Consider the following 14935-nt stretch of genomic DNA (forward strand, 5'->3'; position numbering starts at 1 on the left):
CGTACGGCGCCACCCCCGCCCACGGCATCCGGCTCCCCGAGGACGACCACGCATCATGACGTCGCCTACCGACATCGGCGCAGCAACCCAGCAGGACGGTGACGAGGGCGGCGCACCGGAGCCGTTCGGGCTGGGCAGCTCACCGCTGCGCAGCGACGCGCTGCCCAAGGCGCTCGGCATCTACCCGTACGCCGCCGACCTCTGGGCCGAGGGCCTGCTCTGGGGCGCGGTGCTGCGCTCGCCCCACCCGCACGCGCGGATCAAGGGCGTCGACACCTCGGCCGCGCTCGCGCTGCCCGGCGTGCACGCGGTCGTCACCGCCGCCGACCTGCCGGCCGGTCCGGACGGCAGCCCGGACGGCGCCCCGGCCGGGCCGATCGTCGCCGACCGGCCGATCCTGGCCGCCGGGGTGGTCCGCCACCACGGCGAGCCGGTCGCCGCCGTCGCCGCCGACCACCCCGACACCGCCCGGCTCGCGGTCGGTCTGATCGCCGTGGAGTACGAGCCGCTGGAGGCGGTCACCGACCCGGAGCAGTCCTTCACGGCCGCCGCGCTGCACCCGGACGGCAACCTCTTCCGCCACCTGCCGCTGCGCAGCGGCGACCCGGACGCGGTCGGCGAGATCGTCGTCGAGGGCCTCTACCAGGTCGGCCGGCAGGACCCGGCACCGCTCGGCGCCGAGGCAGGCCTGGCCGTGCCCCGCCCGGACGGCGGGGTCGAACTGCACCTGTCCTCCACCGATCCGCACGGGGACCGCGACCGCACCGCCGGCTGCCTCGGCCTGGAGCCCGACCGGGTCCGCCTGGTGGTCACCGGCGTGCCCGGCGCCACCTCCGACCGCGAGGATCTCTCCTTCCAGGTCACCCTGGCGCTGCTGGCGCTGCGCACCGGCCGGCCGGTGAAGATGACCCTCACCCGCGAGGAGTCCTTCCACACCCACACCTCCCGGCACCCGGCGCTGCTGCGCTACCGCCACCACGCGGACGCCGAGGGCAAGCTGGTCAAGGTCGAGGCGCAGATCCTGCTGGACGGCGGTGCCTACGCGGACGTCTCGGCCGAGGCGCTGGCCGCCGCGACCGCCTTCTCGGTCGGCCCGTACGTCTGCCCGAACGTCTTCGTGGACGCCTGGGCGGTGCGCACCAACAACCCGCCGGCCGGCCGGATGCGCGGCGAGGGCGCCCTCCAGGCCTGCTTCGCCTACGAGTCGCAGCTGGACCAGCTGGCCGCGCGGGTGGGCGTGGACCCGGTCGAGATCCGCCGCCGCAACGCGATGGCCACCGGTGACCCGATGCCCACCGGACAGGCCGTCACCTGCCCCGCGCCGGTGGCCGCGCTGCTGGACGCCGTCTCCAAGGAGCCGCTGCCCGCGCTGCCGGTGGACGACCCGAACGCCGAGTGGCTGCTCCCGGGCGGTCCGGGCGGCGCGGGGGACCCGGCGGCGGTGCGGCGCGGTATCGGCTACGCCGTGGGCATGGTGCACATGCTGGGGGCCGAGGGCGAGGACGAGGTCTCCACCGCGACGGTGCGGGTCAGCGGCGACCACGCCACGGTGATCTGCGCGGCCGTCGACTCCGGGCAGGGCTTCGCCACCCTGGCCCGGCAGATCGTGCAGTCGGTGCTGGGCGTCAGCGAGGTCTACATCGCGCCGGCCGACAGCGACCAGTCGATCGCCGGGCCCTCGGCCCGCGGCCGGCACACCTGGGTCTCGGGCGGTGCGGTCGAGCGGGCCGCGCTGATGGTCCGCCACCAGCTGCTCCATCCGATCGCCGCCAACTTCGGGATGTCGGTGGAGCTGCTGCAGATCTCCGACGGCAAGATCACCTCCTATGACGGGGTGCTCGGCATGCCGGTCGCCGAGGCGCTGGAGGGCAAGGAGCTCTGGGCCACCGCGCAGTGCCGTCCGCACCCCACCGAGCCGCTGGACGAGGCCGGGCAGGGCGACGCCTTCGTCTCCATCGCGTTTTGCGCGATGCGGGCGGTGGTGGACGTGGACATCGAGCTCGGCGCGGTCCGGGTGGTGGACATGACCGTCGCCCAGGACGTCGGCCGGGCGCTCAACCCGCGGCAGATCGAGGACCGGATCGAGGCGGGGGTGGCGCAGGGCGTGGGCCTGGCCCTGCTGGAGGACCTGCGGACCGAGGGCGGCCTGCTGGTCAACCCCTCGCTCACCGGTTACCGCCTGCCGACCGCGCTGGACACCCCCGAGGTGCGGATCGCCGCCCTGGTGGAGGAGCGGGACGTGGTCGCCACCTTCGGCGCCAAGGCGGTCAGCGCGGCCCCCGCGGTGGTCGCCCCGGTCGCCGTCGCGGCCGCCGTACGGGCCGCCACCGGGCTGCCGGTCGGCCGGCTCCCGATCCGTCCCGAGGACGCCACCACCGCCTGACGCCCCGGGGCGGAAATCCGACCGGTTTTCCGCCCCCGGCGTGATTCCCGGGGCGTAATTTTCGAAAAATGCACGACGAATTGCCGGCCGGTGAATTTCTCGCCGGTCGGCAATTCGTTTCTGGGAGGCCATGACGGGAATCGAACCCGTGTACACCGCTTTGCAGACGGTTCCCTAAGCCACTCGGGCACACGGCCGTGGGGTGGAGCTGTGCGTGCGATCAGACGCAACAGCGACAGGCGCGACAACACCGGGGAGCGGCGACACAGGTGCGGGGCGCGAGGGCCGCCGTCTTCCTGTTCATGTCCGACTCCTGTCGTCGTTCGCCGTGTTGGTGAATTCATCATGGCGGAATGCCGGGCGGGCCGTCAATATCCTTTTGTAAATTCCGTGTGGCGGCTCGTGCTACGGTCGAGGACAGGTGGCCGCCACGCGACCGCCCCGGACGAGCGCGTCGTACCCGGTCAGGACAAGACGGCGCAGTACAGCGGCAACCCGGCCGCTGCCGACTGCGGAGGTCCGACCGTCATGGCCTGGCTCGTTCTGATCATTTCCGGCGTCCTGGAGACCGTCTGGGCGGTGGCCCTGGAATCGTCCAAGGGCTTCTCCCGGCTCGTCCCCAGCCTCGTCTTCGGTGTCGCCCTGCTGCTGAGCATGGGCGGCCTGGCGTACGCGATGCGGTCCATCCCGATCGGTACGGGGTACGCCGTCTGGGTGGGGATCGGTGCGGTCGGTACGGCGCTGTACGGGATGGCGGTGCTGGGGGACGCCGCCACCCTGGCGCGGATCGGCTGCCTGCTGCTGATCGTCTCCGGTGTGGTCGGCCTGAAGGTGCTGCACTGAGTCGGCGGCCCGCCGGGCGGGGCACGCCCTAGGTCCATCGCCGTAGGCGATCACCCGACCAAAGTCAGGGGTCACGCGGGTGGACGAGCCTTACGATGTTTCGTATGACCACTGCATCCCCCACCTCGGTCGACTCCGCCCCGATACCCCCCGCAGAGCACCCGGCCGACGGGGATCCCGGAGGCGGGGTGCTCAGCGGCCGCTTCCGGGCGCTGACCCTGGGGATCGTCTCCGTGGTCCTGCTCCTCGCCTTCGAGGCGACGGCCGTCAACACCGCGATGCCGGTGGCGGCCCGGCAGCTGAACGGCCTGGAGCTCTACGCCTTCGCCTTCTCGGGGTACTTCACCACCACGCTGTTCGCCCTGGTCGTCTCCGGCCAGTGGTGCGACAAGCGCGGCCCGTTGCAGCCGCTGTTCACCGGCATCGCGGTGTTCGGCGCGGGCCTGGTGGTCGCCGGGGCGGCGCCGGGGATGTGGATCTTCGTGAGCGGCCGGGCGATCCAGGGCCTGGGCGGCGGGCTGGTGATCGTCGCGCTCTACGTGGTGGTCGGCCGTGCCTACCCGGAGCGGCTGCGGCCGGCCGTGTTCGCGGCCTTCTCCTCGGCCTGGGTGCTGCCCTCGATCGTCGGCCCGGTGGTCTCCGGCGCCGTCACCCAGCACCTGGGCTGGCGCTGGGTGTTCCTGGCCGTTCCGGCGCTGATCCTGCTGCCGCTGGCGGTGATGGGCCCGGCGCTGCGCCGCTCCGAGCGGGAGCAGCCGGTGCTCAAGGGCGCGGACTTCGACCGCCGCCGTACCCGGCTGGCCGCGATGGCCGCGCTCGGCGCCGGCCTGCTGCAGTACGCGGGCCAGCGGCTGGACCTGATCGGGCTGGTCCCGGCGGTGGCCGGGGCGGCGCTGCTGCTGCCCGCCGTACTGGGGCTGCTGCCGACCGGGACGCTGCGGGCCGGGCGCGGGCTACCGACGGTGATCCTGCTGCGCGGGGTGGCCGCCGGGGCGTTCTTCGCGGCCGAGGCGTTCATCCCGCTGATGATGGTCACCCAGCGGGGTCTCTCGCCGACGCTGGCCGGGCTGACCCTGACCAGCGGCGGTCTCTCCTGGGCGCTCGGGTCCTGGCTGCAGGGCCGGCCGGGAGCGGAGCGGTACCGGGAGACGATGATCCGGGCCGGCTTCCTGCTGACGGCGGTGGCGATCGCCGGTGCGGCCCTGGTGCTCGTCCCGGCGGTGCCGGTCTGGGTGGCGGCGGCGGCCTGGGGCGTCGGCGGCATCGGCATGGGCCTGACGGTCGCCAGCGTCAGCGTGCTGATGATGCGGCTGTCCACGCCGGAGGACGCCGGTGCCAACTCGGCCTCGCTGCAGATGAGCGACGCGCTCGGCAACGTGCTGCTGGTCGGCCTGGCCGGGGTGCTGTTCTCGGCGCTGGGCGGCGGGTCGGTGGCCGCCGCCCACGAGGGTGCCGAGGGTACCGGCTCGGCCGGCGCCTTCGCGGTGATCTTCCTGACCATGACCGGGGTGGCCCTGCTGGGCGCCCTGGTCTCCGGCCGGGTCCGCCGCGCGGCGGACGCCTGATCAGCCGGCCGCGGCCGGGGCGGCGGCGCCGAGGAAGGTCTCCCAGCCCCCGGCCGGCGACTGGCCGACGGCGAGGCCCTGCAGCTTGCGCAGCACCGCCGGGTCCTGGGCGTCCAGCCAGTCCACCAGCTGGCGGAAGGAGACCAGCCGGACCTCGGGCTTGTCGGCGACGGCCTTGAGCACGTCCTCGACGGCGTTCATGTAGACGCCGCCGTTCCACTGCTCGAAGTGGTTGCCGATGATGTACGGCGCCCGGTTGGTGGTGTAGGCCCGTTCGAAGCCCATCAGGTAGGCGTCGCGGGCCTGCTGCTGGTACGCCGGGTGGAGCGAGGCGTCGGCCTTGGTGTTGCTGCCGGACTGGTTGAACATGATGTTGTAGTCCATCGACAGCACCTGGAAGGTGTGCCCGGGGAAGGGGATGGACTGCAGCGGCAGGTCCCACAGCGCGCCGCCCTGGATCTTCTGCGGCCAGATCTGCGTCCCGTTCCCGCTGCTGTCGTACCGCCAGCCGCGCTTGACGGCGGTCGGCAGCAGATTGCGCTGGCCCTCCAGACAGGGGGTGCGGCTGCCGATCAGTTCCTTGCGGTAGTCGAAGGGCAGCGCCGGCAGGTCGGTGAAGCCGGTGTTGGTCCGCCAGTTGGTGACGAAGTCCATCGCCTGCTGGATCTCGCTGTCCCACTCCTCGGGCGACCACGCGCTGACACCGCTGGAGCCGCAGAAGTGCCCGTTGAAGTGGGTGCCGATCTCGTGGCCCTCCAGCCAGGCCGCGTGCAGGTTCTCCAGCGTGTCGTGGATGTGCCGGTCGGTCAGGTAGCCGATGTCGGAGGCGCCGGCCTTGTGCTGCGGCGGCCGGTAGAGGTCCTTCTTGTCCTCGGGCAGCAGGTAGAGGCCGCTCAGGAAGAAGGTCATCGAGGCGTCGTGCTCCCGCGCGAGCCGGCGGAAGCGGCCGAACAGGCCGTTGTCCAGTTCGCCTGCGCCGTCCCAGGAGAACACCACGAACTGCGGCGGGCGCTCGCCGAGCCCGAGCCGCTCGGGGACCGGCTGGTTCGGCTGGGCGCCGGTGTTCGAGGTCGAGCCGTCGCCGATCAGGACGGCGGGCTGTTCGGCGTCCGCGGCCGGGGCCGCGTTCTGCTTCGCCACCGGGCTGTCCGGCACCGGCACCGGGGTGGCTGACGGCGCGCCCACGGCGCCGTCGTTCGCGCCGCAGCCGGCCGCGAGACCCGCGGCGGTGGCGGCGCCGACGGCGAGCAGGGCGCGGCGGGAGAGAGCGTCCATGGTCACTCCGTTCATGAGGCGTGTGACAGGCGTGCGACAGGCCGGCGGTACGTCCGGTCGGACAAGTGGGGTGATAGCCGCGCGGCCCGGGTCAGCATGGCATGGGTGCACGACCGGTCGGTGATTCACCGCGAACGGGCGCAAGTGATCGCCTGAATGATGCAACCGGACCGGTGTCCGGAACTGTCGATGGTCATGCGGTGTCGTTCCGCCCGTCGGCGCTCTCGCTCGGTGACCACACCCCTACGCGGCGCAGTATTCCGTCCGGTGGACCTGCCGATCGGGGGGCGCGATACGACCGTCGTATGGATGTGCCTTAAGGTCCGATCCGGTTGAATTGTTCTCAGGAAACTCCCAGGAACGGTCAGATCGTCAGCAGAGGGGAGCGCCGGTTGGGCGCCCAGCAGAGCAGGAGCCCGTGGCCGGGCGCCTTGGCGGCCGGCGCCGCCCTGGTGTTCGGCGCCTGGCTGCTGCACGGCGGCGGCTCCGGCGAGCTCCCGCCGGCCCCCGGCACCGGACAGGCCCTCTCCGGCTTCGCCCCGGTCTCCGTGGTACCTCCGCTCGGCCCCTCCGCCCCCACCCGGATCCGCATCCCCGCCGTCAGGCTCGACGCGCCCGTCACCGGCCTCGGCCTGGACCGCGACGGCCACCTCCAGACGCCCCCGGAGACCGACCGCAACCTGGCCGGCTGGTTCCGCGGTGGTGCCACCCCCGGGCAGCGCGGCACCGCGATCATCGCCGGACACGTCGACAACAGGAGCGGGCCCGCCGTCTTCTACCGGCTGGGCGCCCTGCACCGCGGCGACCGGATCGAGATCGCCCGCGAGGACGGCGCCACCGCCGTCTACCAGCTCTACGCCATCGAAGTGCACGACCGAAAGGACTTCCCGGACGACCGGGTGTACCGCCAGGCCTCCGACGCGCAGCTACGGGTGATCACCTGTGGCGGCGGGTACAGCGAGGAGCACGGCTACGAGGGCAACGTCGTCGCCTACGGCTTCCTGGCCGACACCACTCGGCCGGGGAAGAACGCATGAACTCTGTCTCGCTCGCCGTCCGCTGGAACCCGATCGACTGGCCGCTGACACACGGTCCGATCCCGCACGCCGTGCTGGCCGCGGGCTGGGGGGCCCTGCTCGTGCTCGCGCTCTCCCGGAGCCGGGCCTGGTGGAAGCGCCGGCTGCCCGCCGCGCTGCTCGCCGCCGCGGCGCTGAGCCTGCTGCTGGACACCGTCGTCGACGGCTGGTGGCACCCCTTCCCCGAGGGGCTGCCCCGGTACGTGACCTGGTGGATCGCCATCGCGCTGCTCGGGCTCTGCCTGGCCGGCTTCCGGATGCCCTCGCTTCCCCGGCGCGGCAAGGCGCTGGCGGCGGTCGGCGGCATCCTGGTGCTGCTGATGGCCTCCTCGCAGGTCAACCGCGGCTTCGGCCAGTACCCGAGCGGCCGGGTCATGCTCGCGCCCTGGCTCTCCAAGACCCAGGAGCTGATCACCAGTAAGGACGCCAGGACGGTCGGTCCGCCGCCCGGCAAGGTGCTCGACGAGGTCTGGCAGGCACCGCCCGGGCTGCCCGCCAAGGGTACCGTCTCGGTCACGCCGATCCCCGGCCCCAAGTCCGGCTTCAAGGGGCGCGACGCGTACGTCTACCTGCCGCCCGCCTACCAGGCGAGCCCCCGGCCGCTGCTGCCCGTGGTCATCCTGATCACCGGTCAGCCCGGGAACCCCGGGGAGTGGGTGCTCGGCGCTCAGGTGAACGAGGCGCTGGACGCCTTCGCCGCCGAGCACCACGGCCTGGCGCCGATCGTGGTGATGCCGGACCAGCTCGGATCCACCTGGAACAACACGCTCTGCATGGACTCCAGGATCGCCAACATGCAGACCTATCTGGCCGTGGACGTCCCCGCCTGGGTCCACCACAACCTTCAGACGGCCACCGGCCGGGGTTCCTGGTCGATCGGCGGCGTGTCCATGGGCGGCACCTGCGCGCTCCAGCTCGCCGTCAACGCCCCCGACGTCTACGGTTCCTTCCTCGACATGTCCGGACAGGAGGAGCCCACCCTGGGAACCCGTGAGCAGACCGTCGCGGCGGCCTTCGACGGGGACGCGGCACGCTTCGACGCCGTCGCCCCGCTGCAGGTGATGGCCCGTAAGCGCTTCCCGGACACGGCCGCCGCGATCGTCGTCGGCCGTAACGACAGTGATTTCCGGGCGCAGCAGGAGAAGATCTACGAGGCCGTCACCGCCGCCGGGATGAAGGCGAAGTTCGAGCTGATGCCGGGTGGACACGGCTGGGGGGCGTTCCGGACCGGCATCGCCGACCAGCTGCCCTGGCTCGCCCAGCAGACCGGACTGATCCGGTGATCCGGCTCGGCGCGGCGCCGGTCCTGGCCGACCAGCGTGAACGCGACCGCGACCACGCCCCGGACGGCGAACGGGAGCCCGACCACGCCCCGGTCACCGGTACGCCCGAGCCCCGGCCGCAGCGCGTCGGCCGGATCGCCGCCGTCCTGGGCGCGCGGCTGCGCGCCGCGCCGCTCACCCTGCTGCTGCTCGTCACGCTCTGGACGGTCGGCGCGGCCGGCGGCAGCCTGACCGGCGGGCCCTCGGCGCGGCTGCTGTCCCGGGCCGGCGTCGGCGTGTCCACCCTGGCCGAGGGCCGCTGGTGGACGCCGTTCACCTCGCTGTTCTGGTGCTCCGGCGTCAGCTCCTACGCCTTCGCCAGCCTGCTGCTGCTCCTGGTCGGCCCGGCCGCCGAGCGCCGGCTCGGACGGCTGCGGACCGCCGCCGTGCTGGTCGGCGGGCAGCTGCTCGGCACCCTGCTGGGCACCGGTCTGGTCGCGGCCGGCTCCCGGGCCGGCGAGCAGTGGACCGTCTCGGTCGCCGACCAGACCGCCATCGGCCCCGGCGCCGGTCTGTTCGCCCTGGCCGGGGTGCTCGGCTACCGCCTCACCGTGCTCTGGCGCCGCCGGCTGCACCTGCTGGTGGTGCTCGTCCCGCTGGTGATGACGCTGTACGTCGGGCACCTGCAGAGCGTCCAGCGGATCGCCGGCGCGCTGCTCGGCCTGGGCCTCGGCGCGCTGCTCTCCGAGGGCCGGCCGCACCTGCGCACGCACCGCTCCTCGCACACCGAGACCCGGGTGCTGGTCGCGTTCTGCCTGATCGCCGCCGCCCTCGGACCGCTGATCGCCTCGCTGTACGACAACGCCAGCGGACCGTTCAACACCTTCTCCGAGCTCTACTTCTCGCACCGGCTCACCCCCGACGAGGTCGCGGACTTCTGCGCGCTCTCCGCCCACGACTGCGCCCGCGCGCACGCCGTCGAGCGGCTCTTCGACACCCCGGGCCGGCTGATGGCAGCGCTCTTCCCGGCGCTGCTGCTGGTCCTCGCCGAAGGGTTGCGGCGGGGCCTGCGGCTCGCCTGGCGGATCACCGTCGCCACCGAACTGCTCTGGGTGGCGCTGCTGGTCTGGCTGTTCGCCGACTCCGGCACCGGCAACGGGGACGCGATGCAGTACTTCGTCGAGGCGCTGCTGCTGCCGCTGCTCACCACCGGACTGCTGCTGGCCACCCGCCAGCGCTTCCGCCTGCGGCTGCCGGGCAGGGTGCTGCTCCGGCTCACCGCCGCCGTCGGCGGCGCCGCGCTGGCCGCCTCGGCCGCGTACACCGGTCTCGGGCTCGCCGCGGCCGGCCAGTTCGAGCCGGGGGCGACCTTCCGCGGGCTGGTCTCCGGCCTGCCGGCCCAGTTCCTGCCGCCCGCCTACAACGACCTGCTGCCGGACTACCCGATCGCCGTCGGCCGGTTCGCCCGCCTGCTGGAGACGTACTGCGGGATGGCCTTCTGGGCGGTCGCGCTGAGCGCCCTGCTGGTGGCCTTCCGCCGGCCGGTGGTGCACGCGGCCGCCGAGGACGCCGCCCGGGCCAGGGCGCTGCTCACCGCGTACGGCGGCGGGACGCTGTCCTTCATCACCACCTGGGACGGCAACCACTACTGGTTCGACGAGGAGGGCCGGGCCGCCGTCGCCTACCGGGTGCTCTCCACCGTGGCGCTGACCACGGGCGACCCGTTCGGCGAGCCGGAGGCCCGGCGGCGGGCGGTGGCGGGCTTCGCCCGGTACTGCGACGCCCGGGGCTGGACCCCGTGCTTCTACAGCGTGACCCCGGAGACCAGGGCCGCCGCCGGGCAGCTCGGCTGGCGCTCGCTGCAGGTCGCCGAGGACACCGTGGTGGCGCTGCCCGAGCTGGCCTTCACCGGCCGCAAGTGGCAGGACATCAGGACGGCGCTGAACAAGGCCGGCAAGCAGGGCATCACCGCCGAGTGGTGGGCCTACCACGAGGTGCCGCTCGCCCTGAAGGACCAGATCCGCTCGATCTCGGAGGAGTGGGTCTCCGAGAAGGGCCTGCCGGAGATGGGCTTCACCCTCGGCGGGCTGGAGGAGCTGGACGACCCGGCGGTGCGGCTGCTGATCGCCGTCGACGGGGACCGCACCGTGCACGGGGTGACCAGCTGGATGCCGGTCTACGAGGCCGGGGAACCGGTCGGCTGGACGCTGGACTTCATGCGCCGGCGCTCGGACGGCTTCCGCGGGGTGACGGAGTTCCTGATCGCCTCCGCCGCGCTCGGCTTCAAGGAGGAGGGCGCGCGCTTCCTCTCGCTCTCCGGCGCTCCGCTGGCCCGTTCCGGGCAGGGCGGGGAGCCCACCGCGCTGCAGCGGATGCTGGACTGGATGGGCCGGGTGCTGGAGCCGGTGTACGGCTTCCGCTCGCTGCTCGCGTTCAAGGCGAAGTTCCAGCCGGAGTACCGGCCGATGTACATGGCGTACCCGGACCCGGCGGCGCTGCCCAGCATCACCCGGGCGATCGGCAAGGCCTACCTGCCGCACCTGACGGCGGCGCAGGGCGTCCGGTTGATGCGCCGGCTGTCCTCCTGAGGGCGGCGGGGCGGCGGCCCTGGCAGCGACGGCCTGGGCCCCTCCTGCCCGGCGGCGGGCGAGGAGGTGGGCCCCTCCTGGCCGATGGCGGGCGAGGAGGTGGGCCCCTCCTGGCCGATGGCGGGCAAGGAGGGAGAGCAGTGGGAGTGCTCCCGGCCGCCGGGCGGGGCTCAACCGAGCAGCTCGGCCAGCGCGCGGTCGGCGTCCAGGTGCAGGTGCTCCTCGCCCTCGGGGACGAGCAGCCGGCTGCGCCACAGGAAGCGCCGCAGGTCGGTGCTGTCGAACTGGATCAGCGCGGTGCCCTCGGGCGCGCGCAGCTCGACCATGGTGCGGCGGCCGAGCGCGGGCCGGATGTGCACGTCGCCGATGCCCGAGGGCAGCTCCAGGCCGGCCGTCAGCAGCTGGCGGGCGAAGACCCACTCGATGTCCTGGCCGCCGGTGTCGGGGCCGGGCCCGTCGGCCGGCTCGTCCAGCGAGAACTCGGCGGGGAAGGCCATCCGGACGGCGAGTGGGTCCTCCGGGCGGTAGGTCAGGGTGACCCGCAACCGGATGGAGCGGTGAGTGGAGATGATCAGGCGGGCGTGGACGGTCTCTTCGGCGGCGGTGTACACGGCGGTTCCCTTCTCGTGGTGCGAGGCCGGCGGTGGCGACTGTGGAGGGTGGGGCGGCCTCACACCGGATGAGAGCGGGTGGGGTGGTCGCGATTACGCGGTTTCCCGGACCGATTCCAGTGATCCACGTCACATCGATTTCCGGCCGTGCGGGCCGCGCGGGGGCCGGGCCTGGGCGTCCCCGCGGCGCCGGGCCGGTACGCTGGACCGGTTGTCCGATCGCCGCCCGACCGCGGGCCGGGGCCGCAATACCGCCCCTGACCTGCGACGATCCCCCTCGGAGACCGTGAGTACTGCCGCCGCCTCCTCGATGCCCCTCTTCTCCGACGCGCACGAGTCGCACGCACCCGTCCGGGCCGCCGCCCATGGCGCGTCCGGCCCCTCGCACCACCTGTCGCCGGCCTTCCCCGGCCGTGCCCCCTGGGGCACCGCCGGCAAGCTCCGGGCCTGGCAGCAGGGTGCGCTGGACAAGTACATCGAGAAGCAGCCGCGCGACTTCCTCGCGGTCGCGACCCCGGGCGCCGGAAAGACCACCTTCGCGCTGACCCTGGCCTCGTACCTGCTCCACAACCACCTGGTGCAGCAGATCACCGTGGTCGCGCCGACCGAGCACCTGAAGAAGCAGTGGGCCGAGGCCGCCGCCCGGATCGGCATCCGGCTCGACCCGGCGTACTCCTCCGGGCCGCTCTCCCGGGACTACCACGGCATCGTGGTCACCTACGCGGGCATCGGGGTGAACCCGATGCTGCACCGCAACCGCACCGAGGCCCGCAAGACGCTGGTCATCATGGACGAGATCCACCACGCCGGTGACTCCAAGTCCTGGGGCGAGGGCTGTTTCGAGGCCTTCGAGCCGGCCACCCGCCGGCTCGCGCTGACCGGTACGCCGTTCCGCTCGGACACCAACCCGATCCCGTTCGTCCAGTACGAGGCGGGCGGCGACGGCATCCGCAAGTCGGTGGCCGACTACACCTACGGCTACGGGCACGCGCTGGCCGACCACGTCGTGCGCCCGGTGATCTTCCTCTCCTACAGCGGCAACATGCGCTGGCGCACCAAGTCGGGCGACGAACTGGAGGCCCGGCTCGGCGAGCCGATGACCAAGGACCTGATCGCTCAGGCCTGGCGCACCGCGCTGGCCCCGCAGGGCGAGTGGATCCCCAGCGTGCTGCAGGCCGCCGACCGCCGGCTGACCGAGGTCCGCAAGGCGATCCCGGACGCCGGCGGGCTGGTCATCGCCACCGACCAGAACACCGCCCGCGCGTACGCCAAGATCCTGCGCGAGATCAGCGGTGAGAAGGCCACCGTGGTGCTCTCCGACGAGACCGAGGCGTCCAAGCGGATCTCCGACTACGCGGCGGGCGACTCGCGCTGGATGGTCGCGGTCCGGATGGTGTCCGAGGGCGTCGACGTGCCGCGGCTGTGTGTCGGGGTGTACGCCACCTCGATCTCCACCCCGCTGTTCTTCGCGCAGGCCGTCGGGCGCTTCGTGCGGGCCCGCAAGCGCGGCGAGACGGCCTCGGTCTTCCTGCCGACCATCCCGATGCTGCTGGGCTTCGCCAATGAGATGGAGGTCCAGCGCGACCACGTGCTGGACCGGCCGAAGAAGGAGGGCGAGGGCCTCTTCGACGAGGAGGACCGGCTGCTCGCCGAGGCCGAGCGCGCCAACGACGGGCCGGACGGTGCCGGGGGCGAGGAGTTCTCCTACGAGGCGATCGGCTCCGACGCGGTCTTCGACCGGGTGCTGTACAACGCCATGGAGTTCGGCATGCAGGCGCACCCGGGGAGCGAGGAGGAGGACGACTACCTCGGCATCCCGGGCCTGCTGGAGCCGGACCAGGTGCAGATGCTGCTGCAGAAGCGCCAGCACCGGCAGATCCAGCGCAGCAAGGCCAAGCCCGCCGAGGAGGCCGACCTGCTGGAACTGCCGGCCGAGCAGCGGCCGGTCGTGACCCACCAGGAGCTCCGCGAGCTGCGCAAGGAGCTGAACGCGCTGGTGGCGGCGTGGCACCACCGCACCAGCCAGCCGCACGGCACCATCCACAACGAGCTGCGCCGCCAGTGCGGCGGTCCGCTCACCGCGCAGGCCACCGCGAACCAGCTCAAAGCGCGGATCGTCCAAATCCGGGAATGGGCGAAGTAACGGTACGTCAGGCAATAATTCCGGGTTGTAGTAGCTATATATGACATTCAGGTATACGTGAAGGAATTGAAGAGACATCCGGTGTGATCATCGGCTAGTGTTCCGCGTGCCGCGCCGCTTCCGGGCCGTCACAGCTGTACGCCGACCCGCCGGGGACGGTTGCCGCAGTCCCCGGTGAGTCCGGCCGGCGACCTCACCGAACCCGAGGCCGCGGCAACCATGCCGTGCCCGGGGATGCCGCTACAAGGAGCACACCGAACGTGTCGTACCCCCCTTACGCCCAGCAGCCCGAGCTGTCCGACAAGTCGAAGGTCGTCGCGGGCATCCTGCAGATCCTGCTCGGCTCGCTCGGCGTGGGCCGCTTCTACACCGGCCACATCGGCATCGGCATCGCCCAGCTGCTGACCTGTGGCGGCCTGGGCGTCTGGTCCCTGATCGACGGCATCCTCTTCCTCACCAGCAACGACCGCACGGACGCCCAGGGCCGGCTGCTGCGCAGCAACTGACCTTGCGCACGCCACGCGCGGCACGCCGCCCCGGCTCCGGCCGGGGCGGCTTCGCCGTTCCCGCCCGGCTGCGGACCGCCGCCCCGCCGCTGGCGGTGCTCGTGGGCGGACTGGCCGGCGCCGCCTACCTCTGGTCGCGCGACCCGCACCTGCCCGGGCAGGTGCTGCCGTTCTGCCCCTGGCGCAAGGTCACCGGCCTGCAGTGCCCCGGCTGCGGCGGCACCCGGATGACGTACGACCTGCTGCACGGCGACCTCGCGGCGGCCTGGCACGACAACGCGGCACTGCTGCTCTCGCTGCCGCTGGTCGCCCTGCTCTACGTCACCTGGCTGCGGCACGGGGTGGCCGGCCGGAGCTGGCAGCCCCCGCTCGGGCGCCGCGGCACGGCGGTGGTGCTCGGCGCCGCGGTGGCCTGGACGGTGCTGCGCAACCTGCTCTGAGCCGGCGGGCGTCCGGGGCCGGGCACCCGGGGCGGCCGGTCCGGGCGTGGCGCCCCCCTCCGGTCCAGGTGTCCGAACTTCGGACTGTGTTCGAACTGACACCCGGTCACGCCTTGTGATACGTGGGCATTTGCCCGGATTTGCCGGGCGCGTTCAAATCGATCATGCCCGAATTTTGGACAACCACTTCCGTCGCGACATTTCCTTCACTACCTTTCCCACACGCTCTTCCGCCGGGTAACC

At 72.8% G+C, this 14935-nt stretch carries 11 protein-coding genes, 1 tRNA gene and 1 riboswitch; of the genes, 9 read left to right on the forward strand and 3 right to left on the reverse strand.

From position 1 onward, the window contains the following. Positions 1 to 55: 55 nt before the first annotated feature. The gene (locus ACIO5D_RS19945) at positions 56 to 2383 is read left to right on the forward strand and encodes a xanthine dehydrogenase family protein molybdopterin-binding subunit (protein WP_400658926.1); all 2328 of its coding nucleotides are present in this window, start codon (positions 56 to 58) and stop codon (positions 2381 to 2383) included. Positions 2384 to 2508: 125 nt separating this feature from the next. On the opposite strand, the gene ACIO5D_RS19950 is transcribed toward ACIO5D_RS19945, so the two are convergent. Beyond that, positions 2509 to 2580: transfer RNA gene (locus ACIO5D_RS19950), tRNA-Cys, on the reverse strand. 221 nt (positions 2581 to 2801) lie between these two features. Next, positions 2802 to 2867, forward strand: a riboswitch (guanidine-III (ykkC-III) riboswitch). A gap of 44 nt (positions 2868 to 2911) precedes the next feature. Here ACIO5D_RS19950 and ACIO5D_RS19955 point away from each other — a divergent pair. Both ACIO5D_RS19955 and ACIO5D_RS19960 read left to right on the forward strand, forming a co-directional pair. Beyond that, positions 2912 to 3226: an SMR family transporter gene (locus ACIO5D_RS19955; protein ID WP_363611660.1), complete on the forward strand. Its 315-nt coding sequence runs from the start codon at positions 2912 to 2914 to the stop codon at positions 3224 to 3226. Positions 3227 to 3330: 104 nt separating this feature from the next. After that, positions 3331 to 4791: an MFS transporter gene (locus tag ACIO5D_RS19960; RefSeq protein ID WP_363606591.1), complete on the forward strand. Its 1461-nt coding sequence runs from the start codon at positions 3331 to 3333 to the stop codon at positions 4789 to 4791. Here ACIO5D_RS19960 and ACIO5D_RS19965 read toward each other — a convergent pair whose 3' ends face one another. After that, a complete protein-coding gene (locus tag ACIO5D_RS19965) occupies positions 4792 to 6066 on the reverse strand; it encodes a hypothetical protein (RefSeq protein WP_400796728.1) in 1275 nt (424 codons plus the stop codon). A gap of 392 nt (positions 6067 to 6458) precedes the next feature. Here ACIO5D_RS19965 and ACIO5D_RS19970 point away from each other — a divergent pair, with 392 nt between their 5' ends. Genes ACIO5D_RS19970 through ACIO5D_RS19980 form a run of 3 tightly spaced genes read left to right on the forward strand, consistent with a single transcriptional unit; the run spans position 6459 to position 10992 of the window. After that, the gene (locus tag ACIO5D_RS19970) at positions 6459 to 7103 is read left to right on the forward strand and encodes a class F sortase (RefSeq protein ID WP_363606594.1); all 645 of its coding nucleotides are present in this window, start codon (positions 6459 to 6461) and stop codon (positions 7101 to 7103) included. Beyond that, the gene (locus ACIO5D_RS19975) at positions 7100 to 8425 is read left to right on the forward strand and encodes an alpha/beta hydrolase (protein ID WP_400762147.1); all 1326 of its coding nucleotides are present in this window, start codon (positions 7100 to 7102) and stop codon (positions 8423 to 8425) included. Before ACIO5D_RS19970 ends, ACIO5D_RS19975 begins: the two co-directional genes overlap by 4 nt. Next, positions 8422 to 10992: a bifunctional lysylphosphatidylglycerol flippase/synthetase MprF gene (locus ACIO5D_RS19980; RefSeq protein ID WP_400796731.1), complete on the forward strand. Its 2571-nt coding sequence runs from the start codon at positions 8422 to 8424 to the stop codon at positions 10990 to 10992. Before ACIO5D_RS19975 ends, ACIO5D_RS19980 begins: the two co-directional genes overlap by 4 nt. Before the next feature lie 170 nt (positions 10993 to 11162). Here ACIO5D_RS19980 and ACIO5D_RS19985 read toward each other — a convergent pair whose 3' ends face one another. After that, positions 11163 to 11603, reverse strand: coding sequence for an SsgA family sporulation/cell division regulator (locus tag ACIO5D_RS19985; protein WP_400796734.1), 441 nt, complete (start codon positions 11601 to 11603; stop codon positions 11163 to 11165). 310 nt (positions 11604 to 11913) lie between these two features. Between ACIO5D_RS19985 and ACIO5D_RS19990 the strand changes: the two genes are divergently transcribed. The 3 genes from ACIO5D_RS19990 to ACIO5D_RS20000 all read left to right on the forward strand — a co-directional run bounded on the left by ACIO5D_RS19990 (position 11914) and on the right by ACIO5D_RS20000 (position 14692). After that, positions 11914 to 13746, forward strand: a complete 1833-nt coding sequence (locus ACIO5D_RS19990) for a DEAD/DEAH box helicase (RefSeq protein ID WP_400762157.1) — start codon at positions 11914 to 11916, stop codon at positions 13744 to 13746. Positions 13747 to 14006: 260 nt separating this feature from the next. Beyond that, entirely contained in the window at positions 14007 to 14252 is a 246-nt protein-coding gene (locus tag ACIO5D_RS19995) for a TM2 domain-containing protein (RefSeq protein ID WP_363606600.1), read from the forward strand. 2 nt (positions 14253 to 14254) lie between these two features. Beyond that, on the forward strand, positions 14255 to 14692 hold the full coding sequence (locus ACIO5D_RS20000) for a DUF2752 domain-containing protein (protein ID WP_400796736.1): 438 nt from the start codon (positions 14255 to 14257) through the stop codon (positions 14690 to 14692). The last annotated feature ends 243 nt before the right edge of the window (positions 14693 to 14935 follow it).

The organism is Kitasatospora sp. NPDC087315, from assembly GCF_044744345.1.
GTDB lineage: Bacteria > Actinomycetota > Actinomycetes > Streptomycetales > Streptomycetaceae > Kitasatospora.